Annotated in this window: 20 protein-coding genes and 1 riboswitch; of the genes, 14 read left to right on the top strand and 6 right to left on the bottom strand. The window is 71.0% G+C overall.

Annotated elements, in window-relative coordinates:
• Nucleotides 1-105 precede the first annotated feature (105 nt).
• Entirely contained in the window at nt 106-822 is a 717-nt protein-coding gene (locus tag AB0C12_RS36305) for a nicotinamide mononucleotide transporter family protein (RefSeq protein WP_360554828.1), read from the bottom strand.
• A 68-nt stretch (nt 823-890) separates the two neighbouring features.
• Nucleotides 891-1,019, bottom strand: a riboswitch (FMN riboswitch).
• Between the two features lie 150 nt (nt 1,020-1,169).
• Here AB0C12_RS36305 and AB0C12_RS36300 point away from each other — a divergent pair.
• A complete protein-coding gene (locus AB0C12_RS36300) occupies nt 1,170-1,439 on the top strand; it encodes a YciI family protein (protein ID WP_360554827.1) in 270 nt (89 codons plus the stop codon).
• Nucleotides 1,440-1,477: 38 nt separating this feature from the next.
• Here AB0C12_RS36300 and AB0C12_RS36295 read toward each other — a convergent pair whose 3' ends face one another.
• The 3 genes from AB0C12_RS36295 to AB0C12_RS36285 are packed head-to-tail and all read right to left on the bottom strand — an operon-like array spanning nt 1,478 to nt 5,580.
• Complete coding sequence (locus AB0C12_RS36295; protein ID WP_360554826.1) at nt 1,478-2,761, bottom strand: glycosyltransferase; 1,284 nt, start codon at nt 2,759-2,761, stop codon at nt 1,478-1,480.
• Nucleotides 2,758-4,845, bottom strand: coding sequence for a glycosyltransferase (locus AB0C12_RS36290; protein ID WP_360554824.1), 2,088 nt, complete (start codon nt 4,843-4,845; stop codon nt 2,758-2,760). Before AB0C12_RS36290 ends, AB0C12_RS36295 begins: the two co-directional genes overlap by 4 nt.
• Nucleotides 4,846-4,905: 60 nt before the next feature.
• Nucleotides 4,906-5,580 (bottom strand): hypothetical protein, encoded by a 675-nt coding sequence (locus tag AB0C12_RS36285; RefSeq protein WP_360554822.1) that lies wholly within the window; start codon nt 5,578-5,580, stop codon nt 4,906-4,908.
• A gap of 79 nt (nt 5,581-5,659) precedes the next feature.
• Between AB0C12_RS36285 and AB0C12_RS36280 the strand changes: the two genes are divergently transcribed.
• The 11 genes from AB0C12_RS36280 (at nt 5,660) to ugpC (ending at nt 20,613) form a co-directional block, all read left to right on the top strand.
• Nucleotides 5,660-6,448 (top strand): methyltransferase domain-containing protein, encoded by a 789-nt coding sequence (locus AB0C12_RS36280; protein WP_360554821.1) that lies wholly within the window; start codon nt 5,660-5,662, stop codon nt 6,446-6,448.
• Nucleotides 6,449-6,590: 142 nt separating this feature from the next.
• Nucleotides 6,591-9,542: a glycoside hydrolase family 3 C-terminal domain-containing protein gene (locus tag AB0C12_RS36275; RefSeq protein ID WP_360554820.1), complete on the top strand. Its 2,952-nt coding sequence runs from the start codon at nt 6,591-6,593 to the stop codon at nt 9,540-9,542.
• 90 nt (nt 9,543-9,632) lie between these two features.
• Nucleotides 9,633-10,637: a LacI family DNA-binding transcriptional regulator gene (locus AB0C12_RS36270; RefSeq protein WP_360554818.1), complete on the top strand. Its 1,005-nt coding sequence runs from the start codon at nt 9,633-9,635 to the stop codon at nt 10,635-10,637.
• Between the two features lie 134 nt (nt 10,638-10,771).
• The gene (locus AB0C12_RS36265) at nt 10,772-12,079 is read left to right on the top strand and encodes an extracellular solute-binding protein (protein WP_360554817.1); all 1,308 of its coding nucleotides are present in this window, start codon (nt 10,772-10,774) and stop codon (nt 12,077-12,079) included.
• The gene (locus AB0C12_RS36260; protein ID WP_360554815.1) at nt 12,076-12,981 is read left to right on the top strand and encodes a sugar ABC transporter permease; all 906 of its coding nucleotides are present in this window, start codon (nt 12,076-12,078) and stop codon (nt 12,979-12,981) included. Before AB0C12_RS36265 ends, AB0C12_RS36260 begins: the two co-directional genes overlap by 4 nt.
• Before the next feature lies 1 nt (nt 12,982).
• Nucleotides 12,983-13,867, top strand: a complete 885-nt coding sequence (locus tag AB0C12_RS36255) for a carbohydrate ABC transporter permease (RefSeq protein ID WP_360554814.1) — start codon at nt 12,983-12,985, stop codon at nt 13,865-13,867.
• Between the two features lie 11 nt (nt 13,868-13,878).
• Nucleotides 13,879-16,134, top strand: a complete 2,256-nt coding sequence (yicI, locus tag AB0C12_RS36250; RefSeq protein WP_360554812.1) for an alpha-xylosidase — start codon at nt 13,879-13,881, stop codon at nt 16,132-16,134.
• Nucleotides 16,135-16,391: 257 nt separating this feature from the next.
• The gene (locus tag AB0C12_RS36245; protein ID WP_360554811.1) at nt 16,392-17,615 is read left to right on the top strand and encodes an ABC transporter substrate-binding protein; all 1,224 of its coding nucleotides are present in this window, start codon (nt 16,392-16,394) and stop codon (nt 17,613-17,615) included.
• A gap of 44 nt (nt 17,616-17,659) precedes the next feature.
• A complete protein-coding gene (locus AB0C12_RS36240) occupies nt 17,660-18,571 on the top strand; it encodes a sugar ABC transporter permease (protein WP_360554841.1) in 912 nt (303 codons plus the stop codon).
• Nucleotides 18,572-18,573: 2 nt separating this feature from the next.
• Nucleotides 18,574-19,407: a carbohydrate ABC transporter permease gene (locus AB0C12_RS36235; protein WP_360554809.1), complete on the top strand. Its 834-nt coding sequence runs from the start codon at nt 18,574-18,576 to the stop codon at nt 19,405-19,407.
• A 36-nt stretch (nt 19,408-19,443) separates the two neighbouring features.
• Entirely contained in the window at nt 19,444-20,613 is a 1,170-nt protein-coding gene (ugpC, locus tag AB0C12_RS36230) for a sn-glycerol-3-phosphate ABC transporter ATP-binding protein UgpC (RefSeq protein ID WP_360554807.1), read from the top strand.
• A gap of 115 nt (nt 20,614-20,728) precedes the next feature.
• Here the strand turns inward: ugpC and AB0C12_RS36225 are convergent, their stop codons facing one another.
• Nucleotides 20,729-21,280 carry a TetR/AcrR family transcriptional regulator gene (locus tag AB0C12_RS36225; RefSeq protein WP_360554805.1) on the bottom strand — a complete coding sequence of 184 codons (552 nt, stop codon included), beginning with the start codon at nt 21,278-21,280 and terminating at the stop codon, nt 20,729-20,731.
• Nucleotides 21,281-21,380: 100 nt separating this feature from the next.
• Here AB0C12_RS36225 and AB0C12_RS36220 point away from each other — a divergent pair, with 100 nt between their 5' ends.
• Both AB0C12_RS36220 and AB0C12_RS36215 read left to right on the top strand, forming a co-directional pair.
• On the top strand, nt 21,381-22,274 hold the full coding sequence (locus tag AB0C12_RS36220; protein WP_360554803.1) for an NmrA family NAD(P)-binding protein: 894 nt from the start codon (nt 21,381-21,383) through the stop codon (nt 22,272-22,274).
• A gap of 38 nt (nt 22,275-22,312) precedes the next feature.
• Nucleotides 22,313-23,077, top strand: coding sequence for a dihydrodipicolinate synthase family protein (locus AB0C12_RS36215; RefSeq protein WP_360554802.1), 765 nt, complete (start codon nt 22,313-22,315; stop codon nt 23,075-23,077).
• A gap of 4 nt (nt 23,078-23,081) precedes the next feature.
• On the opposite strand, the gene AB0C12_RS36210 is transcribed toward AB0C12_RS36215, so the two are convergent.
• Nucleotides 23,082-24,506 carry an APC family permease gene (locus AB0C12_RS36210; RefSeq protein ID WP_360554800.1) on the bottom strand — a complete coding sequence of 475 codons (1,425 nt, stop codon included), beginning with the start codon at nt 24,504-24,506 and terminating at the stop codon, nt 23,082-23,084.
• Nucleotides 24,507-24,560: the final 54 nt, after the last annotated feature.

Raw genomic sequence — 24,560 nt, 5'->3', positions numbered from 1 at the left:
AAACCTTCCTCGTTGGGGGGCGGGGGTCACCAACACGGGCATAGCTGCTCCTCAAGCCGATCTTGGTCACCCCGGCCCCCAACCGTCCACCGCAAGAAAATCGACTCAGGCAACAGCCTCCATCGCAGGGGAATCAATCCGAGCAGGCCCCGTGAGCCGAGAAATGCGCAACCAAACCACAAACCCCCAGATCACGAACCCGGCATAAACGGCGTAGAGGATCGCCGACGGGTAATAGCCGAAGTGCAGCAGCTCCGGCACCCCGACAAGATCCACCGCAATCCAGCACAGCCAGAAATCGACCCACCCCCGGGCCATCGCATACGTGGCCAGGATCGAACCGACGAAGATCCAGGAATCGGCCAGGTAGTACCACCACGGCACCGGGAACCCCGCCCCGATGGCCCGGAAGGCGTAGAAGCACAGCACCACCGCGACCAGCGCGACAGGGATGAACAGAGCCCGCTGCCGGCCGGAAGCCCAATGCGGTACGACCGCGGCCCCGCCCCGCGAGTGCCTGTTCTGCCGCCAGAGCCACCAGCCGTACACGCTGGTGATGATGAAGAAGACCTGCCGGGACGCCTGGCCGTACAGTGGCGTGCCCTGATCGTTGCCGAGCGCCTGGCCCAGGAACACCGTGAACAGCAGCACATTGCCGACGATGCCGACCGGCCAGGCCCACCAGTTGCGGCGCAGGCCGAACAGGGCTGAGCCGAGGCCGAACGCATTGCCGACTATCTCTCGCCAGTAGATGGCCTGGGTGTCGGTGACCTGCCACTTGGCGTCGTAGAACGCGGTGAGCAGTTGATCGAGCCAGTGCACCGTCTGCACCTCCGGAGGACAGAGGTGCACGCCGGGGAGGACCGCGCACGCGGATAGCCGTACCGTCCGCGCGCCGCCTCCCATCCGGACTTTCACCGTCGGTCCCGGAGTTTCACCGGGTCAACCGGCCGCCGGCTGCGGTCGGGTCGCGGACTGTCACCGCCGGTTCGGAATTGCACCGACCCCGGAGCGCGCAGAACGTGTCACTTGGGCTCATCGTAATCCCATCGACGGCCGTGGACGTGTGACCTGCATCGCGGGCGGAGTGGGGCTTGCGCGACGGATCCGTAAGTCGTAGCTTACGGTTAGTCGAGACGAACGTAAGCCCGGACCAAGGAGTTGGCGTCGTGAAGTACGTGCTGTTCTACACCCCGGCCGAGGACGTCATGGAGAAGGCGCCGCTGCATTTCCCGGCGCACCAGAGCCGGATCGGGCAGTTCCACGACCGCGGCGACATCCTCATGGTCGGCACCTTCGGCGACCCGGTGAACCAGGGGTCGATGGCCATCTTCCCGACCCGGGAGTCCGCCGAGGCCTTCGTGGCCGGCGACCCGTTCGTCCTGGAGGGCGTGGTCCGCTCCTACGAGATCCGCGAATGGGACGAAGTCCTGTCCTGACGGCGACGCCGCACAGAACCGGCGACGGCGAGGGCGGATCAGCAGAGCGCCCGGCGGGCCGAGACCGCGCCGGGAGTTGTCCGCAGTTGCACACCGAGCTGCGCGGCGACCTCCGGCGCGGTGCCGGCCAGCACCTCCCGTACGGCGTCGATCACGTCGGCGGCCGACGCCGCGTTCGGGTCCAGGGCCACGCCGGCCCCGCCGCGTTCGATGGCCGCGGCCCCGGCGAACTGGTCGGTCGAGAACGGCAGCACGACCATCGGTACGCCGAAGGTCAGCGCCTCGGTGACGCTGTTGTTGCCGCCGTGGGTGACCGCCAGCGCGGCCCGGGCCAGCAGCGCCGTCTGCGGCAGGAAGTCGCGGACCACCCAGCCCCGGCCCGGCTCGGGCAGGTCCCGGGCCGAGCCGGTCGCCACCGCCACCCGTACGTCGAGGGAACGCAGCGCCGTCAGCACCGTGGCCAGTACATCGCCGCGGGCCGACAGGAAGCTGCCGAAGCTGACGTAGACCACCGGCCGGTCGTCCGCGTCCAGCCAGGCCCGGATGTCGTCGGGCACCGTCTCGGTCCGCACCGCCGAGCCGAGGAACACGTGCGGGGGCAGCAGCGCGGTCCGGGCCGGGTCGTGCAGCGCCTCCGGATAGTTGAACAGCAGCCGGTCGCCGTGCTCGGCGAGCGCGTCGGACACCAGGGGCGCCGTCCGGGACAGGCTGCGCAACGCCACGTTCCACTCGGCGGTGAACGCGGCCCGTACGTCACGGCAGGCCTTGTGCAGTTCGGCCAGCTCGGCGGGCGCCGGGGTGAACGCGGCCGGCCAGTCCGTCGGGTAGCCGTAGACCTCGCCGCCGACCGGTAGCGCCGACGGATGCCCGAGGACCACGTCCGCGTGCGGCACCCGGTCCGCCGACAGAGCGAGGCGGGCGCTGAACGCGAGGTGGTCCACGATGACGTGGTCCGGGCGTACCGCCGCGACCGCCTCGCGGACCGCGTACGCGCGGCCGACCGGATCCCAGAGCAGGTCCGCCCGCCGGGCCCGGGCCTGGAAGAGCAGGGTTTCGACCAGGCCGCGCCGGGTCGCGGCGAAGAAGCCGCGCAGGGCCTCGTCCTCGCCGGCGGGCTGCTGCTCGGCCCGGATGACGCCGGGATTGGAGCCGCGGCCGAGCGGCAGGTCGGTCCACTCGAAGCCGGCCGCCCGCACGATCGGCGCGGTCGCCGGGCCGGTCGCGACCACCACCCGCTCGCCGGCGTCCCGCCAGGCGGTCGCGAGGGTGACCAGCGGTAGCAGGTGTGAGGCGTAGTCCGGGCTGATCACCAGCAGCGTCACGGCTTGTCGACCTCCTTGGTCACAGCGGTGTAGATCGTGCGCAGGGCGGCGGCCATCGCGCTGACCGTGAAGCCGGACCGGATCCGTTCCCGGGCCCGGTCCACCCGCGCAGCCTGGCCCGGAGCGGCCGCAAGATCAAGCCCGGCGGCCACAGCCGCGGCGAGTTCGTCCGGGTTGCTGGTGTCGACGAGGAGACCGGTGTGCCCGTTCTCGATGTAGGTGGGCGGTCCGCCGGCGTCCGGTCCGACCACCACCAGGCCCGCGGCGAGCGCCTCGAGCAGGGCCAGGCCGAACTCCTCCTTGAGGCTGGCGCACACGTACACGCCGCCGGGGCCGATCGCCGGGGATCCGCCCGCACGGGCCAGCGCCAGCCAGCGGGCGACCTCGTCGTTGGGGCGGTGGCCGGGCAGCAGCAGGCCGTCCGCGGCGGGACTTCCGGCGACGATCCCGGCGATCTGGTCGAGTTGCTCGCGCTCGTCCGGGGACGGGTCGCTCAGGTCGCCGCCGACGAGAACCAGGTTGCTGCGTTGCCACAGGTTCCGGTGGCCGGCCCAGGCGCGTACCAGGGTCGCCATGCCCTTGACCCGGTGCAGGCGCCCGACGCTCAGCACCAGCGGCAGCCCTTGCCGGTGCGGCGGCAGCGCCGCAACCAGCGCCGCCAGCTCGGCGGGCTCCGCCGCGGCCTCGGCGGCCTCGATGACGGTGAGGTCGATGCCCTCGGGCACGACCGTGTAGCGGTCCGGGTCGGCGCCGACGTCGATGCCGACCAGGCGGCGCAGGTCGTCGCGGACCCGCGGCCGGGGGAACAGCACGACGTGGGCCGCGTCGGCGGTCAGCCGCCGGACCAGACGGGAACGGAACCAGAAGTGCTCGCGTTCGTCCATCGCGCCGAAGCCGGCCCGGTCCAGGGCGCCGCTGCGGTCGAGCGCGTCGATCGCGCCGTGCGGGTCCGGGGCCAGCGTGAACACGACCGGGATGCCGAGTTCGGTGGCCGCCTCGGCCGCGGCCAGGCTGCCGACGTCGGCCATCCGCAGGTGCAGCAGGTCGACCCGGTGGGCGCGCAACAGCCGGCGGATGCCGCGGCGGGCCGCGATCCAGGCGGGCCAGGCCGCCGCCGCGCCGACGGCCGGGCTGAGCAGCGGTACGGCCGCGAGCTGGTGCCCGGGGCCGGGCCGCAGCGCGTCGAAGGCGGCGGTCGCGGTGCCCCGGGACAGGGTCAGGGCGCGGGCGATGCCGGGCTCGCCCGCGAGGGCGTCGCCGAGCCGGACCAGCAGCGTGGCGATGCCGCCGTTGTCGCCGGCTCCGGCCCGGCTGAGCTGCCGGTCCAGGTCGGCGTGCAGGAAGAGCTGGGCGACGGTCAGGCCGTCCTCCGGTACGGCGCCGGCCCCGGCCGACACGAGTCCCAGGTCGAAGGCCGCGAGCCGGGCCACCGCGCCGAGCTCGCCGCCGGCCGCCAGCAGTTCGCCGACCGTGCGGGCCGCGGCGAGGTCGCCCGGACGGTCGCCGAGTGCAGCCGTGGCGGCGATCCGGACCGGGAGCGGCTCGGTGACATCGAGCGCGATCTCCCCGACCGCGCGCCCGGCGTGCTCACCGCCGAGCAGCCCGAGCGTCTCCACCAGCCGGGTACGGGCCGGCGTGTCCCGCTCGCCGGCCAGGGCCACCAGCAGGGCGGCGAGCACCGCGACGTCGCGGAGCCCGCCGGTGGCGTCCCACCGGGCGAGGGTCCGCTGGGCCAGCATCCCGGCGAAGCCGCCCGCCGCCACGGCCGCCACGAGCGGGTCCATCGCGTCGCTGCGCGGTGACTGCGTCATCAGTGCCCAGGAGGCGTGCTCCCGCAGGAAACCGCGTGGGTGCCGCAGCAACTGGGCCAGCGCCGAGCCCGCGGCGTCGTCGTCCACCGCACCCAGCGCGTGCACGGCGGCGACCGCGGTGAGCTCGTCGCGGCCGTCGATGGCCTCCCGGAGCAGGCCGATGGTGTCGGGCCCGCCCACCGCGGCGGCGGCGCGGACGCCGTCACCGAGCACTTCCACGAGGCGCGGAGCCTGGCGCACTTGCTGCAGTGCCGAGGACAGAGTGGTGGGCATGACCAGGCTTCGGTGCCGGACCCGGTGGTGGATGCACTCAGAGCCGTGATGAGATCGGCGTCACCCCAGGCCGGAGCAGCCCTGACCGTTGACGGTGCAGGCCGAGGGCAGGTTGCCCGAGCCCGAACGGGAGAAGTGGAAGCGCAGCGCGACCTGCCCGCGGGCGGCGACCGGCGCGCCGGAGGACCAGATGAAGCTGTCGCCGGAGCGGCGCAGGGTCGCCTGCGGGGCCGACTCGACCCAGGAGGTGATCAGGTCGCCGACGGCCGGCGGGAACCGCAGCTCGACCCGCCAGTCGCTGTCCCGCCCGGCTGAGTTGGCCACCAGCACCTCGCCGATGAACGCGTTGTCGTACGAGTCGACCACCCGGTACCGCCCGCTCACCGGGCCTGGAGCGGGCGCCGGGGCGGTGGTGGCCCGGCTCGAGCTGCGGACGGGCCGCGGCGAGGTGGTGGCCGTCGCCGGTCGCATCCGCGGGGCGGGCCGGGTGCTGGGCGGGGCCGATATCGGGGTGGACGACGGTGCCGGGCTCTGGACCGGCGGGGGGAGGAACGGCGGCGCCGGCGGCACGGCCCGGACCTCGGGGGACGACGTGAAGCGGGTCGCGGCGATGACCAGCAGCGCGATCAGCGCGCAGACGCCCAGCAACGTCGGCAGCCAGGGCAGCAGGTCCCGCAGGGCCGGCCCGCTGAGGGCACGCCTACGCTCCTGGTGCTCACCCCGGCTGACCCGCATCGGGGATGAACCCTATCGGGATTCCGGCGCCCGGCAACCGGTGCGCGACTTGCGTGCGGACCGGTCGTAAGGTCGTCGCATGGGCCGCGAGGTGTGGGAGGTCGGCGACGCGTACGAGGCGTACGTCGGCCGGTGGAGCCGTCCGGTCGCCCGCGAGTTCGTCAGCTGGCTCGCCGTGCCCACCGGCCGGTCCTGGCTGGACGTCGGCTGCGGGCCGGGTGCCCTGACCACGGCCGCGCTCGCCACCGCGCCCGGCCGGGTCACCGGCGTCGACCGCTCGCCGGGCTTCCTGGCTGAAGCCCGCTCCCGTGCGGGCGGTCCGCGGACCGGGTTCGCCGCCGGTGACGCCCGCGCGCTGCCGGTGCCGGACGGCCGCTTCGACGTCGTGGTCAGCGGACTCTGTCTCAACTTCGTGCCCGAGCCGGCCCGGGCCGTCGCCGAGTTCGCCCGGGTCACCGCGAGCGGGGGAGTGGCCGCCGCGTACGTGTGGGACTACGGCGACGGCATGGCGATGATGCGGCACTTCTGGGACGCCGCCGCCACGCTCGATCCCGGTTCCGTGCAGTTCGACGAGGGCCGCCGGCGCACGCTGTGCGCGCCCGGGCCGCTCGCCGAGCTGTGGTCCGGTGCGGGCTTCGGCGCGGTCGCGACCACGGCGATCGAGGTGCCGACGGTGTTCGCCGATTTCCCCGATTTCTGGCGACCGTTCCTCGGCGGGCAGGGCTCCGCTCCCGGTTACCTGGCGTCGCTGACCGAGCCGCAGCGCACGGCTCTGCGGGAGCTGCTGCGTTCCCGGCTGCCGATGGAGCCGGACGGCTCGATCCGGCTGACCGCCCGGGCCTGGGCCGTGCGGGGCACAATCCACTGAGGAGACGGTGACGGCCGGTGGTTGCCCCGCTCCGGCCCGGCATCTATGGTCGGTATTCATCCCCGTCATTACCCATCGGTGACCTCCGGGCCATCGTCGAAGCGCTTCGATGAGCCGGGACCGGCTCCGCCAGGAGACAGACATGCGAAACAGGCCTCTGCGGCGCGCCCTCGCCGTCGTCGCGCTCGCCGTGCTCACGCTGCCGGCGGTGCCCGCCGCGGCCGCCGCCGAGCCGTCCCCACCGTTCCGGGATCCGCACCTGGCGCTCGACGCCCGGGTCGGCGACCTGCTCGGCCGGCTCACCCTGGACGAGAAGATCTCACTGCTGCACCAGTACCAGCCGGCCGTGCCGCGGCTGGGCCTCAAGATGTTCAAGGCCGGCACCGAGGCGCTGCACGGGGTGGCCTGGTCCAACGACATCGACGCCGGCGGCGCGGTGGTGACCGCGCAGGGCACCGCCTTCCCGCAGGCCGTCGGGCTGGCCAGCACCTGGGACCCGGCCCTGCTGCGCCGGGTCGGCTCGGTGGTCGGCACCGAGGCCCGCGGCTACCACGCGCAGAACCCGCGGGTGTTCGGCCTCAACCTGTGGGCGCCGGTGGTGAACCCGCTGCGTGACCCGCGCTGGGGCCGCAACGAGGAGGGCTACTCCGAGGACCCGCTGCTGACCGGCGCGATCGCCACCGCGTACGGGCGGGGGTTGCAGGGTGACGACCCTGACCACCTGCGGACCGCGCCCACGCTGAAGCACTACGCGGCGTACAACAACGAGGCCGGGCGGGACGTGACGTCGTCGAACGTGCCGCAGCGGGTGCTCAACGAGTACGAGCGCCCGGCGTACCGGATCCCGCTGCGGGCCGGCGCCGCGACCGGCGTGATGGCGTCCTACAACCTCGTCAACGGCCGTCCGGCCACCGTGGACCCCGACTTCTCGGACCTGGTCCGCGGCTGGAGTGACCGGCCGCTGTTCAACGTCAGCGACGCCGGCGCGCCGTACAACCTGACCCGGTCGCAGGCGTACTTCGCCACCCAGCCCGAGGCGGACGCCGCCGTGCTCAAGGCCGGGCTGGACAGCTTCACCGTGGACGACGGCAACGGCGGGCCGACCGTGACCGCCGTCAAGGAGGCCCTGGCCCGGGGGCTGCTGACCGAGGACGACATCGACGAGGCGGCCGGGCACGCGCTGAGCATCCGCTTCCGGCTCGGCGAGTTCGATCCGGACGGCGGCCCGTACGCGTCGATCACGCCCGCCGTCATCGACAGCCCGGCTCACCGCGCGCTGGCCCGCGAGACCGCCGGCAAGGCCGCGGTGCTGCTCAAGAACTCCCGCGGCGCGCTGCCGCTGCGGCCCGGTGGCAAGGTCGCCGTGGTCGGCCCGCTGGCCGACACCCTCTACACCGACTGGTACGGCGGCAAGCTCCCCTACGAGGTCACCACCCTGGACGGCATCCGCGAGCGCGCCAGGACTGTGACCACCAGCGACGGCGCCGACCGGATCGCCCTGAAGGACACCACCACCGGCCGGTACGTCACGGCCACCGGCACCACCGACGCCGACGCGGTCACGGCCACCGGCACCAGCGCGGGCACCGCCGCGCAGTTCGACACGGTCGACTGGGGCCAGGGCGTCGCCACGCTGCGCAACGTCGCCAACGGCCGGTACCTCGGCTACAACTGGGGTCCGCTGCTGACCCGCGACGAGCAGCCCAACGGCTGGTTCGTGCAGCAGCAGTTCAAGCTCGAGCGGCAGGACGACGGCAGTTACGTCCTGCACTACGCGGGCTACGAGACCAAGGAGAGCTGGTTCGGCGCGAACACGTACGTCACGGTCGGCGCGGACGGCCGGCTGGCGCTCGGGTCCGCCACCGCCGAGGGTGCCGCGCACTTCACCCGCGAGGTGATCAGCAGCGGTGTGGACGAGGCGGTCGCCGCGGTGACCGGCGCCGACGCCGCGGTGGCCGTGGTGGGCAGCAACCCGTTCATCAACGGGCGGGAGGCGCACGACCGCACCACAACGGCGCTGGGGGAGAGCCAGCACGCGCTCGTCGAGGCGGTGCTCGAGGCGAATCCGCGGACGACGGTGGTGCTGCAGACCAGCTATCCCGACTCGATCACCTGGGAGCAGGAGCACGTACCGGCGATCCTGTGGACCACCCACGCCGGCGCCGAGACCGGCCACGCCGTGGCCGACGTGCTCTTCGGCGACGTCAACCCGGCCGGGCGGGTCACCCAGACCTGGCCCCGCTCGGACGACCAGCTCCCCGCCGACCTGCTCAACTACGACATCATCGCCTCGGAGCAGACCTACCTGTACAGCCGGCAGCGGCCGCTCTACGCGTTCGGTCACGGCCTGTCGTACACGAAGTTCCGCTATTCGCCGCTGCGCGCCCGCACGTCCGGCGGCACGGTGACCGTGCACGTCGACGTGACCAACACCGGCGGCCGGGCCGGGGACGAGGTCGTCCAGCTCTACAGCCACCAGCGCACCTCGCGGGACAAACTGCCGGTCAAGCAGCTGCGGGCGTTCCAGCGGGTCAGCCTCGCGCCCGGCGCCACCAGGACCGTCACGCTGAGCTTCCCGCTCGCCGACCTCGCGCACTGGGACGTCACCCGGGGCCGCCCGGTGCTCGAATCGTCCGTGCACGACCTGCTCGCCGGCTCCTCGTCGGCGGACATCCGGCAGCGCGGCCCGCTACGGGTCCGGGGTGAGACCATCCCGGCCCGGGACCTGACCCGGACGACCCGAGCGGAGAGCTTCGACGCGTACGCCGGTGCGCAGCTCGTCGATGAGAGCAAGCCACGTGGCACCGCGGTGGGCGCGGCGAAGGCCGGCGACTGGATCGCGTTCAAGGACTCGCGGCTCGGTACGGCCTTCACCGCCCGGGTGGCCAAGGCGAGCCCGGGCCCGGGCACCGTCGAGGTCCGCCTCGGTGCACCGACCGGCCGGTTGCTGGGTACGGCCACCGTGGCGAGCACCGGCGACAAGTACACCTATGCCACGGCCGGCGCCCGGCTGGAGCGGGTCCGGGGCCGGCACGACGTGTATCTGGTCCTCGGTGACGGGGTGCGGCTGGCCACCTTCCGGGCAGCCGGGTGATCACCGGCACCCCGGCGCGGCGGTGCCGGGGTGCCCGTGGTGACGGTCAGTAGGATCGGCAGGCCGACAGTGAGCAGAACGGGGAGGGCGATGCCGACGATCAGCGACGTCGCCCGGGCGGCGGGCGTCTCGATGAGCACGGTCTCGTACGTGCTCAGCGGGCGCCGGCCGATCTCCGCCGAGACCCAGGCCCGGGTCAAGGCGGCCATCGCCGAGCTGGGTTACCACCCGCACGCCGGGGCCCGCGCCCTGGCCAGCAGCCGCACCAGCGTGCTGGCCCTGGTGGTGCCGTTGCGGGTGGACGTCAGCGTGCCGGTCATCATGCAGTTCGTGACGGCGGTGGTGACCGCGGCGCGCACGTACAACCACGACGTGCTGCTGCTGACCAAGGACGAGGGCACGGCGGGCCTGGAACGCGTCGCCGGCGCCACCATGGTCGACGCGCTGATCGTGATGGACGTCGAGCGCGACGACGTCCGGATCCCGGCGCTGGGCCGGCTCAAGCAGCCCTCGGTGCTGATCGGGCTGCCCGACGACGCGGCCGGCATCGCCTGCGTCGACCTGGACTTCGCGGCCACCGCGGCCGAGTGCCTGAAGCACCTGGCCGGGCACGGGCACCGCAGGATCGCCCTCGTCGGCCCCTCCCCGGCCGTGTACGAGCGCGGCACCACGTACGCGTCGCGGTTCCTGACCGGCTTCACTGATGCTTCCGCCGAGCTGGGGCTCGACACGGTCGCCCACCCGTGCGGACCGGGCGCCGCGGGGGTGCGCGAGTGCCTCGCCGAGATGGACGCCGAGCTGCCGGAGGTCTCGGCGCTGGTGGTGCACAACGAGGAGGCGCTGGTGCCGCTGCTGGAGGAGCTGCGCGCCAGCGGCCGCCGGGTGCCCGAGGACCTGTCCATCGTCGCGGTGTGCCCGCGCGACGTGGCGGTGAGCCTGCCGGTCCGGCTGACCTCGGCCGACATCCCCGCCCACGACGTCGGGACGCTGGCCGTGGAGACGGCGATGAACCTGCTGGACGGCCGCCGTACGCCGGGTACCCGGCTGCTGGCGCCGACCATCGTCGAGCGGGACAGCTGCTCTTCCCGCGACTGAGGAAATCTCGCCGTCACACTGTTGACATGGAGGTGAGCCGTTCCCTAGCGTCTGCCCAAGCCCCATCGTCGAAGCGCTTCGACGGCTATTTGTCGAAGCGCTTCGACGAACACGGTTTCCCCTGGGAGGACGGCATGGTCAGATCCCGTATGAGCCTCGCCGCGGGCGCGCTGCTACTGGCGGCGTCCCTCGGCCTTACCGCGTGCAGTGATTCCGGCTCCAGCGACGAGGGTGCCGACGCCAAGACTTTGACCCTGTGGCACTACGAGGGCCCCACCAGCGCCATGGGCGTCGCCTGGGCCAAGGCGATCGAGCTGTTCAAGGCGAGCCACCCCGGCGTCGAGGTGAAGTTCGAGGAGAAGAGCTTCGAGCAGATCCAGCAGAACGCCGGGATGATCCTCAACTCCGACAGCACCCCGGACATCCTCGAGTACAACAAGGGCAACGCCACCGCCGGCCTGCTGTCCAAGCAGGGCCTGCTCACCGACCTCACCGAGGAGTCGGAGAAGCGGGGCTGGGACGCCAAGCTGAGCCCGAGCCTGCAGACCACCACCAAGTACGACGGCGACGGCATCATGGGCAGCGGCAAGACGTTCGGCGTGCCCAACTACGGCGAGTACGTGATGGTCTACTACAACAAGGACCTGTTCACCAAGCACAAGGTCGCCGTGCCGACCACCCTCGCCGAGTTCGAGTCGGCGATGGACACCTTCGTCAAGGCCAAGGTCACGCCGCTGTCGGTCGGCGGCGCCGAGTATCCCGCCCAGCAGATCTTCTACGAGCTGGCCCTGTCCAAGGCCAACCGGGCCTTCGTGGACGACTACCAGCTCTACAAGAACAAGGTCAACTTCCAGGGCCCGGAGCTCACCTTCGGCGCGCAGACCTTCGCCGACTGGGTCAAGAAGGGCTACATCGCCAAGAACTCGGCCGGCATCAAGGCCGAGGACATGGGCGTCGCCTTCACCCAGGGCAAGTTCCCGATCATGATCTCGGGCAGCTGGTGGTACGGCCGGTTCGCCTCGGAGATCAAGAACTTCCAGTGGGGCACGTTCCTGTTCCCCGGCAACACGCTGCACCCCGGCTCCAGCGGCAACCTGTGGGTGGTGCCGACCAAGAGCAAGGCCAAGAGCCTGGCGTACGACTTCATCGACATCACCATGCAGCCCGAGGTGCAGAACCTGCTCGGCAACAACGGTGGCGTCCCGGTCGCGGCGGACAGCGCGGGGATCACCGACGCGAAGAACAAGGAGCTCATCGACAACTTCGCCAAGATCTCCTCCAGTGACGGGCTGGCGTTCTACCCGGACTGGCCCGCGCCCGGCTACTACGACGTCATGGTCGGCGGCGTGCAGGGGCTGATCAACGGCTCGAAGACCCCGCAGCAGATGCTCGACGAGGTCGCCAAGCCGTACCAGGACAACCTGACCGACCTGGGCAAATGAGCCGGCAGGGAGGCCGGCACACCGCCGGGTTCGGTTGGTACCTCGTCCCGGGGGTGCTGGCCTCCCTCGCGGTGATCGTGGTGCCCCTGGTGATGACCGTCGGCATCAGCTTCACCCGGTGGTCCGGCATCGGCAGCCCGGTGTGGGTCGGCTTCGAGAACTACACCCGGCTGTTCCACGACGAGCGGTTCTGGGCCTCGTTCGGGCACATCGTGCTGCTGATCCTGGCCATGGCCGTGATACCGACGTTGCTCGGCCTGCTGCTGGCGGCGGTGCTGTTCGACTACATCGCCAAGATCTTCGGGCCGCGCTGGGCCAGTGTCTTCCGCTCCGGGTTCTACCTGCCCCAGGTGCTGCCGGTCGCGGTGACCGGCATCGTCTGGGGCTGGATCCTGCACCCGAGCTACGGCGCCCTGAACCGGATCCTGGACTCCGTCGGGCTCTCCGCGCTGAGCCGCAACTGGCTCGGCGACCCGAAGTACGCGCTCTACAGCGTGATGGCGGTGATGGTCTGGTTCCAGCTCGGCTACCCGATCGTCATGTTCATGTCCGGCCTGCAACGCATCGACCCCGAGCTCTACGAGGCGGCCGACCTGGACGGGGCCGGCTGGTGGCAGCGGTTCCGGCACATCACCGTCCACCTGATCAAGCCGGAGTTCTACGTGGTGCTGGTGACCACCACCATCGCCGCGTTGAAGATCTTCGGGCAGATCTTCGTGCTGACCCGGGGCGGGCCGAGCAACGCGACCCTGGTGCCGTCGTACTTCGCTTGGCAGAACTTCTTCCAGAAGGCCCAGGTCGGCTACGGCTCGGCGATCTCCACCGTGCTGACGGTCCTGATCGTGGTGCTGGCGTTCGTCTTCCTGCGCTTGCAGACCCGCGACGAGCGCAAGGGAGCCTGACATGACCGCTCTGGCCACCGCACCCGAGAAGCAGGCGGCCCCCACGCAGGCGGGGGTGAACCGGCGGCGGTACCCGGCCCGCTACATCGTGCTGGGCGTGCTGCTCGTCCTGCTGCTGCTCGTTGTGGCGCCGCTGCTGGTCGTCGCGCTCAACGCGGTCAAGAGCCCGGCCGACTACGCGAGCAACGGGCCGCTGTCCCTGCCGAAGTCGCTGCACTGGGACGGGATCGTCGACTTCTGGCAGCGGGTCGACTTCAGCCGCAAGCTGCTCAACAGCTTCATCACCAGCGCCGTCGTGTCGGTGCTGGCCGTGATCCTGTCGGTCTTCAACGCGTACGCGCTGGGCATCGGCCGGGTCCGCGGCCGGGTCTGGTTCCTGGTCTTCTTCCTGGTCGCCAACCTGCTGCCGCAGGAGGTGCTGGTCTACCCGCTGTACTACCTGTCCAAGAGCCTGCACCTGTACGACAGCCTGCTCTCGATCATCATCATCTTCACGGTGATCCAGAGCGCGTTCGGCACGTACCTGCTCTCCTCGGTCTACGCCGAGTTCCCGACCGAGCTGCTCGACGCGGCCGCGGTCGACGGGGCCGGCCGCTTCCGGACACTGTGGCGGGTCGTCGTGCCGGTCAGCCGGCCGACGCTGGCCGTGCTGTTCACGTTCTTCTTCATCTGGACGTGGAACGAGTTCTTCCTGCCGCTGGTCTTCCTGATCTCCAACGCCAACCAGACCGTCCCGGTCGCGCTCGGCGTGCTGCAGGGCGACCGGCAGATGGACGCCACGACCACCAGCGCCTCGGCGCTGATCGGCATCCTGCCCGCGATGCTGTTCTTCCTCATCTTCCAGCGCACCCTCACCCGCGGCATCACCGCCGGCGCCATCAAGTAAGGACACCGTGTATGAAATTCACCGACGGCTACTGGCGCAAGCGGGACGGGCTGACGGTGCTGCACCCGGTGCAGCTGCAGGACACGTCGGCCGGCGCCGGCACGCTGACCGCCTTCGCCACCGCCAAGCGGGTGCAGGGACGCGGGGACACCCTGGACGCGCCGATCATCACGGTGACGTGCTCGGCGCCGGCGCCCGACGTCATCCGGGTGTCGATCGGCCACTTCGCCGGGGCCCGGCCGCGCAAGCCGGACTTCGCGATCGCCGCCGATCCGGGCTTCCAGGCGCAGGTGCGCGGCAACGAGCTCACCTCGGGCGCGCTCACCGCCCGGTTCGCCGACGGCGACGCGTGGCGGCTCGACTTCCTGGCCGAGGGCCGGCGCCTGACCGGCAGCGGGTGGAAGGGCATGGGGGTCGTCGACACCGCCGAGGGCGAGCACTACGTGCACGAGCAGCTCGACCTCGGTGTGGGGGAGGCCGTCTACGGGCTCGGCGAGCGCTTCGGCCCGCTGGTCAAGAACGGCCAGACCGTCGACATCTGGAACGAGGACGGCGGCACCAGCAGCGAGCAGGCGTACAAGAACGTGCCGTTCTACCTGACCAACCGCGGCTACGGCGTGCTGGTCGACCACCCCGGCAAGGTGTCCTTCGAGGTCGGCTCCGAGCTGGTCTCGCGTACCCAGTTCAGCGTGGCCGGGCAGGCACTGTCCTATCTGGTCATCTACGGCCCCACCCCGGCCGACATCCTGCGCAAGTACACCGCGCTGACCGGCCGCCCGGCCCTGCCGCCGGCCTGGTCCTTCGGGCTGTGGCTGACCACCTCGTTCACCACGTCGTACGACGAGGAGACGGTGACCAGCTTCGTCGACGGGATGGCCGAGCGGGACCTGCCGCTGAGCGTCTTCCACTTCGACACGTTCTGGATGCGCGAGTTCAGCTGGTGCGACTTCGAGTGGGACGCGCGGATCTTCCCCGACCCGCCGGGCATGCTCAAGCGGCTCTCCGACCGGGGACTGCGGACCTGCGTGTGGATCAACCCGTACATCGCGCAGCGCTCGTCGCTGTTCGCCGAGGGCATGGCGGCCGGCTATCTGGTGCGCAAGCCCGACGGCGACGTGTGGCAGTGGGACCGCTGGCAGGCCGGCATGGCGCTGGTCGACTTCACCAACCCGGACGCCTGCGAGTGGTACGCGGGCAAGCTGCGGGCCCTGCTGGAGATGGGCGTCGACGCGTTCAAGTCCGACTTCGGCGAGCGCATCCCGCTCGACGTCGTCTGGCACGACGGCTCGGACCCGGAACGGATGCACAACTACTACACCCAGCTCTACAACCGGGTGGTCTTCGACGTGCTGCGCGAACACCGCGGCGAGGGCGAAGCCGTGGTGTACGCGCGCTCCGCGACCGTCGGCGGCCAGCAGTTCCCGGTGCACTGGGGCGGCGACAACTCCTCGACGTACGAGTCGATGGCGGAGAGCCTGCGCGGCGGGCTGTCCCTGGCGGCCTCGGGTTTCGGCTTCTGGAGCCACGACATCGGCGGCTTCGAGGGGCTGCCGGACCCGGCGGTGTTCAAGCGCTGGATCCCGTTCGGGCTGCTCTCCTCGCACAGCCGGCTGCACGGCAACCAGACGTACCGGGTGCCGTGGCTGTTCGACGAGGAGGCCGTCGACGTGCTGCGCTCGTTCACCCGGCTGAAGCTGTCGCTGATGCCGTACCTGTTCGAAGCGGCCGGGCGCGCGCACCGCGAGGGCCTGCCGGTGATGCGGCCGATGGTCTTCGGCTTCCCGGACGACCCGGCCGTCACGCACCTGGACCGGCAGTATCTGCTCGGCGACAACCTGCTGGTCGCGCCGGTGTTCAGCGAGGCGGGGGACACGTCGTACTACGTGCCGGCCGGGCGCTGGACCCGGTTCGGCACCGGGGAGGTCGTCGAGGGGCCGGGCTGGGTGCAGGAGACGCACGGCTTCGCCAGCGTGCCGCTGCTGGTGCGGCCGGACTCGGTGCTGGCGATCGGAGCCCGCACGGACCGGCCGGACTACGACTACCGCGACGGCGTCACGTTGCAGCTCTACGAGCTGGCCGAGGGCACCCGGACGACGACCGTGCCGGGACCGGCGGGGGAGCCGGCGACGACCTTCGCGGTGACCCGGTCGGGCGGCACCGTGCGGGTCGTCCGCACCGGGGCGGCAGCGCCGTGGCGGGTGCGCGCCGGTGACGTGGTGGCCGACATGGCCGCCGACGTCGCGACCTGCGAGCTGCGCCTGCCGTAAAGATCGGATATCGGGTCGGTGGGGCGGGCAATTCCCGCCTCACCGCCACGTTTCGGGCGGGCTGCCACGTTGTCACCGTCCATGAACACCTTGTTACAGAAGATTGCTCTCCTCCACTCGCGCCTGCCAGCGATATCTGGCAATGTCGGGGTCAGGGCTGTGAGCTGGGCCACTGTGAGCCAGCGGTTTGCCCGGACGGAGGATCGATGATGATTCCACGACCGACGACGCCCCGGCGGCCGTCACGGTGGGCCGCGATGATCGGGGTGACGGCCCTCTTCGCCTCGCTCGCGGCCTGTTCCAGCGGACCCGAGGGCACGGTGGTCAACCTCTACGGCGGAGCCAGCGGCACCGGCTTCGACAAGATCATCGCCGACTGCAACCAACAGGCGGCCGGCCGTTACACCATCGTCGGCAATCTGCTCCCCAGCGACGCCGACGGCCAGCGTGACCAGTTCGTCCGGCGGCTCGCCGCCAAGGACGACGGCATGGACCTGCTCGGCATGGACGTCACCTGGACGGCGGAGTTCGCCGAGGCCAAGTGGATCCGCGAACTGACCGGGGACCAGAAGGCCCAGGCGACCAAGGACACCCTCCAGCCGCCGATCGACACGGCGACCTGGAAGGACAAGCTCTACGGCGTACCGCGCACGACCAACGTGCAGCTGCTGTGGTACCGCAAGTCGCTGGTGCCCACGCCGCCCAAGACGTTCGACGAGATGATCGCGATGGCCCAGCAGCTCAAGGCCCAGGGCAAGCCCTACGAGATCGGGCTCACCGCGGCCCAGTACGAGGGCTACGTGGTCAACGTCAACAACCTGATCACCGCGTACGGCGGCACGCTGGTCAACGAGGACAGCTCCGAGCCGACCATCGACGACAAGACCGTGCAGGCGCTGACGCTGCTGCGCAAACTCGCCACCTCGGGGGTCACCAGCGCGTCGTTGTCCAACGCCCAGGAGCCCGAGGTCTTCGCCGACCTGCAGGCCGAACGGTCCGCCTTCTCGCTCAACTGGCCGTACGTGCTCAGCGCCATGCGCGAGGCGAACCCGGACCTGGTCGACGACCTCGGTTACGCGCCCTACCCGTCGGTCGACGGCGGGCCGCCCAAGGTGACGCTGGGCGGGATGAACTACGCCATCAGCACCTACAGCAAGCATCCCGAGGAGTCGTTCGAGGCGGCCATGTGCCTGCGCAACCAGAAGAACGCGCTCAGCGCCGCCATCGACGCCGGTGACGTACCGGCGCTGGCCACGGTCTTCGAGCTCCCCGAGTTCAAGAAGGCGTACCCGATGGCCGACGTCATGCGGACCGAGCTGGAGGCCGCCGTGCCCCGCCCGGTGTCGCCGGTTTACCAGAACATCTCGACGCTCGTCTCCACCACGCTGTCCCCGCCGCAGAGCATCAACCCGCAGAAGGCGGCGGACGAGCTGCGCGGCTCCATCAAGGACGCGATTGAGGGCAAGGGGATCGTGCCATGACAGCCACTCCTACCGCGGCGGCTGCTGAGGCGGCCGAAGACCGCATGGACGACGGCACCACCGAGATCGCCCGCCAGCGCCACACCGACGCCAAACGGGCCGAGCGCAAGCTGGGGCTGATGCTGGTCGGCCCGGCCGTGTTGATCATGCTCGCGGTGGCCGCCTACCCGATCATCTACGCCTTCTGGCTCTCGCTGAACAAGGCGGACCTGCGCCAGCCGGACGCCAACGAGTTCATCTGGTTCGACAACTACATCACCGTGCTGTCCAGCCCGATCTGGTGGACCGCGTTCGGCGTCACCATGCTGATCACCGTGGTGGGCGCCACCCTGGAGCTGATCTTCGGCATGCTGCTGGCGATCGTCATGCACCGCACGATCGTCGGACGCGGGCTGGTGCGCACCTCGGCGCTGGTGCCGTACGCGATCGTCACCGTGGTGGCGGCGTTCTCCTGGCGCTTCGCCTGGACCCAGGGGCTGGGCTGGCTGGCCCCGGAGAACTCGGCGCCACTGACCGAGTTCTGGCCGTCGATCGGGATCATCATCCTGGCCGAGGTCTGGAAGACCGTCCCCTTCATGGCGCTGCTGCTGATGGCCGGCCTGGCGCTGGTGCCCGAGGACCTGCTCAAGGCCGCCTCGATGGACGGCGCGAGCGCGTGGAAACGGTTCTGGCTGGTGACGGTGCCGCTGATCAAGCCCGCCATCCTGGTCGCCCTGCTGTTCCGCACCCTGGACGCGTTCCGGGTCTTCGACAACATCTTCATCCTCACCAGCGGGTCCAACAAGACCAGCTCGGTGTCGATGGTGGCCTACAGCAACCTGATCCGGGGGCTCAACCTCGGCATCGGGTCGGCGATGTCGGTGCTGATCTTCATCACCACCGGGATCATCGCGTTCGCGTTCATCAAGTTCTTCGGGGCGGCAGCGCCCGGATCCGACGCTGAGGGGAGGCGGTAGTCATGCAGCCGGAGACCACGAACCGCAAGCTGATGTGGTGGGGCGTCAACGTGATCGTCCTGCTGTACGCGTTCGTCCCGGTGCTCTGGATCGTGTCGCTGTCGCTCAAGGACGACGCGACCCTCAACGACGGCAACTACATCCCGACCTCGCCGAGCAACGACAGCTACGCTGCGATCTTCAACAATCCGGACTTCCTGCGGGCCCTGGCCAACTCGATCGGCATCTGCATCATCGCCACCCTGATCGCCATCGCCTTCGGCACGATGGCCGCGTACGCCATCGCCCGGCTCGACTTCCCGGGCAAGCGGACCATCGTGGCGATGGCCCTGCTGGTGTCGATGTTCCCGCAGATCGCCCTGGTCACGCCGCTGTTCAAGATCGAGACGGCGGTCGGGCTGTTCGACACCTGGCCCGGGCTGATCATCCCGTACATCGCCTTCGCGCTCCCGCTGGCGATCTACACGCTGTCGGCCTTCTTCCGGGAGATCCCGTGGGACCTGGAGAAGGCCGCGAAGATGGACGGGGCGACGCCGTACCAGGCCTTCCGCCGGGTGATCACCCCGCTGGCCATGCCCGGCATCTTCACCACGGCCATCCTGGTCTTCATCTCGTGCTGGAACGACTTCCTGTTCGCCCTCTCGCTCACCTCGACCTCGAACGCGCGGACCGTCCCGGCGGCGATGAGCTACTTCACCGGCGCCACCACGTTCGAGAAACCGACCGGACCGATCGCGGCCGCCGCCGTGGTCATCACCATCCCCATCGTGATCTTCGTGCTGGTCTTCCAGCGGCGGATCGTCGCGGGGCTGACCTCGGGCGCCGTCAAGGGCTGACCCACCACCCCGCATACCTACTCCGGAGGAGCTGACGTGGCCGAGATCGTTCTGGACCATGTGGTCAAGCGTTATCCCGACGGCGCCCTGGCCGTGGACGACTTCAACCTCGAGATCGCCGACGGCGAGTTCATCATCCTGGTCGGCCCGTCCGGGTGCGGGAAGTCGACCACGCTGAACATGGTGGCCGGCCTCGAGGACATCACCGCCGGCAAGCTGATCATCGACGGTCAGGTGGTCAACGACAAAGCCCCCAAGGACCGCGACATCGCCATGGTGTTCCAGTCCTACGCGCTGTACCCGCACATGACCGTCGGCGACAACATGGGCTTCCCGCTGCGGCTGGCCGGGATGGACAAGGCGACCATCCGCAAGAAGGTCGAGCAGGCGGCCGAGATGCTGGAGCTGACCCAGCACCTGGACCGCAAGCCGGCCAACCTCTCCGGTGGCCAGCGCCAGCGGGTGGCGATGGGCCGGGCCATCGTCCGGTCGCCCAAGGCGTTCCTGATGGACGAGCCGCTGTCCAACCTGGACGCCAAGCTGCGGGTGCAGATGCGCACCCAGATCTCCCGGATCCAGAAGAGCCTGGGCACGACCACCCTCTACGTCACCCACGACCAGACCGAGGCGATGACCCTGGGCGACCGCGTCGTGGTCATGCGCAGCGGCGTGGTCCAGCAGGTCGGCTCGCCGGCCCACCTGTACGCCCACCCGGCGAACCTGTTCGTGGCGGGCTTCATCGGCAGCCCGTCGATGAACTTCTTCCCCGGCCGGCTGCGCCCCGACGGCGTGGTGACGGCCCTGGGCGAGGCGAAGCTCCCCGACCAGGTCCGGCAGGCGCTCAACGGCTCGACCGGCGAACGGGAGGTGATCGTCGGCATCCGCCCGGAGCACTTCGAGGAAGCGTCCCTGGTCGGCGACAAGCCGGGCGCCACCTTCGACGCGCCGATCGACATCGTCGAGGCGATGGGCTCGGACGTCTACGCGTACTTCACCATGAAGGGCGACCAGGCCCGGTCCAAGGACCTGGAGGACCTGGCCAAGGACACCGGCAACGATCTGCACAGCGGCGGCGTCGACGTGACGGCCCGGCTGGACGCGGCCGCGAACGTCCAGCGCGGCAAGACCGCCCGGCTCTGGTACGACACGTCGAAGATCCAGGTGTTCGACGGGGCCACCGGCAAGAACCTGGTGACCACCGACTGACCCGCGGGGACGCCGGGGCGCTGCCGGCGGCGGATCAGTCGCCGGCAGCCGGGCCGGGCGCCGGGGCGTCCCGGCCGACCGGGCGCGATCGTCGGCTGCCGCACCGGCCGAGCCGCTATGCCGCCGCGCGTGGGTGAATGCCGTCGATGGCCAGGCCGAGCAGGCGTTCCGCCTCGGTGCCGCCCTCGCCGGGGTTGTGCTCGACGGCCATCGAGATGGCGGTCACCAGGGTCAGCAGGTCGTCGATCGACACCTCGGGGCGGACCGCGCCCGCCGCGCGGGCCCGGATGACCAGCCCGTCGCCGGCCCGCACGATCATGCGGTGACATTCGTTGTCGGTGCTCGGCACCAGCGACGAAGCCAGCCCGCGGGTCGACGCGACGTAGGCCCCGAGCGCGCGCAGCCAGGTCGTCAGCGCGGGGCCGGGATCCGCACTCCCGGCGAGCTCGTCGGCCTGCTGGCACAGCGCTTCCACCCGGCCGTGGAAGACCGCGTTGAGCAGAGCCTGCCGGGACGGGAAGTGCCGGTGCAGGGTGGCCGAGCCCACCCCGGCCTGCCGGGCGATCTCCTCCAGGGAGGCGTCGGCCCCCTCGCGGGCGAACGCCGTGGCGGCCGCGGCCACCAACTGGTCGTAGTTGCGCCGGGCGTCCGCGCGTCTGGGTCGCATGTTCACCGTCCCGACCGGATGGGTTGTGAAATGGGGTGGCCCTCCGTATCGTAGCGGACGATAAACGGGGGGCCGCCCCGTTTCTGCGGAAGGACGTGTCATGGCACCGGTTCTGGTCACTGGAGGCACCGGCAAGCAGGGTGGGGCTGTCACCCGGGCGTTGCTCGCCGGGGGCGTCGCCGTCCGGGCCCTCGTCCGCGATCCGTACGCCGAAGCGGCCAAGGCGCTCGCGGCTCTCGGCGCCGAGCTGGTGGTGGGTGATCTCGATGAGCTCGGCACACTGGTGCCCGCGGCGACCGGCGCCCGCGGCGTCTTCTCGGTGCAGACCCCCGACGTCACCGATCTGGGCTCGGACTCCGAGATCGTCCGCGGGCGCAATCTCATCGCGGCGGCCCGGGCGGCCGGGGTGCCGCAGTTCGTGCACACGTCGGTGGCCGGCGCGGGGGAGTTCGCCCGCAGCACCCCGGGCTGGACCGAGGGCCGCTGGAACACCCACTACTGGGAGAGCAAGGCCGCCATCGACGAGGCCGTCCGCGGGGCGGGGTTCGCATCCTGGACCGTCCTCAAGCCCGCCACGTTCATGGAGAACCTGCTCGGGTGGTCCTTCATGTTCGGCAACTGGGCGCAGGACGGCTTCGTCACCACCTTCGGCCCGGACACGAAGCTGAGCTGGGTCGCCGTCGACGACATCGGGACCGCCGCGGCGGCCGCCTTCGCCGATCCCGCGCGCTGGCACGGCGTCGACCTGGACCTGGCCGGCGAACGCCTGACCATGACCGAGGTCGCGGCCACCCTGACCGAGGTGCTCGGGCGGCCGGTCCCGGCGCCGGTGCTGACCGCGGACCAGGCAGTGGCCCGGGGGCTGCCGGAGATGATGGTGCCGATGCAGGAATGGACCGAGCTCATGGGCAGCCCGGCGCGCCCTGAGCAGGCCCACGCGTACGGCCTGCCGACGACCGACTTCCGCACCTGGGCCCAGGCCCATCTGGGCTGAGGGTGGCCGCCGGGCCGCGCGTCGGGGAGGGTGGAGGCATGACTGAGCCGCTCTGGACCGGGCCCGCCGTCGCCCTGGTCACCCTGTTCGACGCCGATGCCGCGGTCGACGCGAAAGGCACCGCCGAGCACGCCGCCCGGCTCGTGGACGCCGGCATCCGGGCGGTGCTGGTGAACGGCAGCACCGGTGAGGCCGCCACCCTCTCCGACGCCGAACGGGTGGAGCTGGTCGCGGCCGTCCGCGCGGCCTGCCCGGGGGTGCCCGTCGTGGCCGGTGCCTCCGGGGACTGGTGGCAGCCCGCCGCCGCCCGGGTGACCGCGGCGATCGACGCCGGCGCGGACGGTGTGCTGGTCGCACCACCGCGGCTGGGCGGGGCCCTGAGCGGCTACTTCGCGCACGTGGTGGAGGCCGCCGGCGCGGTGCCGGTGCTGGCCTACCACTATCCGGGTGTGGCGGGCGGGCCGGTGCCGGTCGAGGCGCTGGGCGAGCTCGGCCTGGCCGGGATCAAGGACTCCAGCGGGGACCCGGTCCGGCTGGGGCACGAGCTCAGCCTGGACGGGGACCTCGCCGTCTACAGCGGGGCCTCGGCGCTGCTGGGCTACGCGAGCTGGCTGGGCGCAACCGGGGGCATCGTGGCGGCGGCGAACCTCGTACCGGAGCAGTGCCTGGCCGCCTGGGAGCGCGACGCCGCCGCACAGCACGTCGTGCTGCGCACCGAGCGCGCGGCCAAGGCCCTGCCGGGCGGCCTCAAGGAGGCCATGGCCCGGCAGTACGGCACCTCACCGGTACGCCGGCTGGGCTGACCGGCTACTTCTCCAGCTTGGCCGGGTCGATGGTGGTGTCCTGGTGCAGGACGAAGCGGTTGGTCGCGTAGGTGATGGCCCACAGCACGACGCCGATGATCAGCAGCACGCCGGCCACCTTGTAGTCGGCGCTGGCCCGGCCGGAGAGGGGACTGGCCAGGTAGGCGCAGCTGATCGCGCCGATGACCGGGATGATCGTCGGGGCCTTGAAGTGCTTGTGCTCCACCTTGTCGCGGCGCAGCACCAGCACCGCGACGTTGACCACGGTGAAGACGCAGAGCAGCAGCAGGGCGGTGGTGCCGCCGAGGGCGGTCAGGTCGGCGAACCAGATCAGCCCGAAGGCGATCAGCGTGGTGAAGACGATGCCGACCCACGGCGTACGCCGGGTGCGGTGCACCTTGCCGAGCACCTTGGGCAGCACCCGCTCGTTGGCCATGCCGTAGAGCAGCCGGCTGGCCATCAGCATGTTGATCAGCGCCGAGTTGGCCACCGCGAACATGGTGATGAAGGCGAAGACGGTCAGCGGGAACGCGGGCGCCCCGGCCTCGACCACCTTGAGCAGCGGCGCGTCGCCCTCGTTGAGGTCGGCCGGGGAGACCAGCGCCACGGCCGAGATCGCCACCAGGACGTAGATCGCCCCGGTGATGCACAGGCCGGTCAGCATCACCTTGGGGAAGATCCGCACCGGATCCTTGGTCTCCTCGGCCATGTTGACCGAGTCCTCGAAGCCGACCATCGCGAAGAACGCCAGCGCGGTGGCCGCGGTGACCGAGAAGAACGCGTGCTCGCCGGGTGGCGAGTCGAACTGCACCAGCCGCGACAGGTCGCCGTTGCCGCCGCCGAGCGCCCACGCGCCGATGGCGATGACGATCAGCAGGCCGGTCAGCTCGACGCAGGTCAGCACGACGTTGGCCTTGACGCTCTCGCCGACGCCGCGGAAGTTGACCAGGGCGATCAGGGTCATGAAGGCGACCGCCACGGCGGTCAGTCCCAGTCCCTCGCCCAGCGTCAGGTCGAACGCCTCGGCGAAGTTGCCGGCGAACGCCTTCGACGCGCTGGACGCCGAGGTCAGGCCCGAGCACATCACCGCGAACGTGACCATGAACGTGAAGAAGTGGATCCCGAAGGCCTTGTGCGTGTACAACGCCGCACCGGCCGCGCGCGGATACTTGGTCACCAGCTCCAGATAGCTGAACGCGGTCAGCAGCGCGACCACGAACGCGATCAGGAACGGCAGCCAGACCGCCCCGCCGACCTCACCCGCGACCTTGCCGGTGAGGGCGTAGACCCCGGTGCCCAGGATGTCCCCGACGACGAAGAGCAGCAGGAGCCACGGGCCGATGACCCGGTTGAGAGTGGGTTGTTCCTTGGCTTCGGTGCTGTCCCGTGTTCCCGCGTCCGCCATAGCCGCGTACCTCCACATCGACATGCCTGGCCTCACGGTAAGCGATCAGCGGCGAACGCGCCGCCGCTGAGGCTTGTT

This window comes from Actinoplanes sp. NPDC048967, from assembly GCF_040649415.1.
Taxonomy (GTDB): domain Bacteria; phylum Actinomycetota; class Actinomycetes; order Mycobacteriales; family Micromonosporaceae; genus Actinoplanes.
Note: the sequence above shows the minus strand (reverse complement) of the source record. Positions and strands in the feature narration are given on the sequence as shown.

What these genes read in the sequence shown, in the direction of transcription:
- AB0C12_RS36290 (WP_360554824.1), bottom strand. Translation starts at nt 4,845, where the DNA reads ATGCCCACCACTCTGTCCTCGGCACTGCAGCAAGTGCGCCAGGCTCCG.
- AB0C12_RS36240 (WP_360554841.1), top strand. Translation starts at nt 17,660, where the DNA reads ATGGACGACGGCACCACCGAGATCGCCCGCCAGCGCCACACCGACGCC.
- AB0C12_RS36280 (WP_360554821.1), top strand. Translation starts at nt 5,660, where the DNA reads ATGGGCCGCGAGGTGTGGGAGGTCGGCGACGCGTACGAGGCGTACGTC.
- AB0C12_RS36275 (WP_360554820.1), top strand. Translation starts at nt 6,591, where the DNA reads ATGCGAAACAGGCCTCTGCGGCGCGCCCTCGCCGTCGTCGCGCTCGCC.
- AB0C12_RS36210 (WP_360554800.1), bottom strand. Translation starts at nt 24,506, where the DNA reads ATGTCGATGTGGAGGTACGCGGCTATGGCGGACGCGGGAACACGGGAC.
- AB0C12_RS36245 (WP_360554811.1), top strand. Translation starts at nt 16,392, where the DNA reads ATGATCGGGGTGACGGCCCTCTTCGCCTCGCTCGCGGCCTGTTCCAGC.
- AB0C12_RS36255 (WP_360554814.1), top strand. Translation starts at nt 12,983, where the DNA reads ATGACCGCTCTGGCCACCGCACCCGAGAAGCAGGCGGCCCCCACGCAG.
- AB0C12_RS36270 (WP_360554818.1), top strand. Translation starts at nt 9,633, where the DNA reads ATGCCGACGATCAGCGACGTCGCCCGGGCGGCGGGCGTCTCGATGAGC.
- AB0C12_RS36265 (WP_360554817.1), top strand. Translation starts at nt 10,772, where the DNA reads ATGGTCAGATCCCGTATGAGCCTCGCCGCGGGCGCGCTGCTACTGGCG.
- AB0C12_RS36285 (WP_360554822.1), bottom strand. Translation starts at nt 5,580, where the DNA reads ATGCGGGTCAGCCGGGGTGAGCACCAGGAGCGTAGGCGTGCCCTCAGC.
- AB0C12_RS36260 (WP_360554815.1), top strand. Translation starts at nt 12,076, where the DNA reads ATGAGCCGGCAGGGAGGCCGGCACACCGCCGGGTTCGGTTGGTACCTC.
- AB0C12_RS36225 (WP_360554805.1), bottom strand. Translation starts at nt 21,280, where the DNA reads ATGCGACCCAGACGCGCGGACGCCCGGCGCAACTACGACCAGTTGGTG.
- AB0C12_RS36215 (WP_360554802.1), top strand. Translation starts at nt 22,313, where the DNA reads ATGACTGAGCCGCTCTGGACCGGGCCCGCCGTCGCCCTGGTCACCCTG.
- AB0C12_RS36220 (WP_360554803.1), top strand. Translation starts at nt 21,381, where the DNA reads ATGGCACCGGTTCTGGTCACTGGAGGCACCGGCAAGCAGGGTGGGGCT.
- AB0C12_RS36235 (WP_360554809.1), top strand. Translation starts at nt 18,574, where the DNA reads ATGCAGCCGGAGACCACGAACCGCAAGCTGATGTGGTGGGGCGTCAAC.
- yicI (WP_360554812.1), top strand. Translation starts at nt 13,879, where the DNA reads ATGAAATTCACCGACGGCTACTGGCGCAAGCGGGACGGGCTGACGGTG.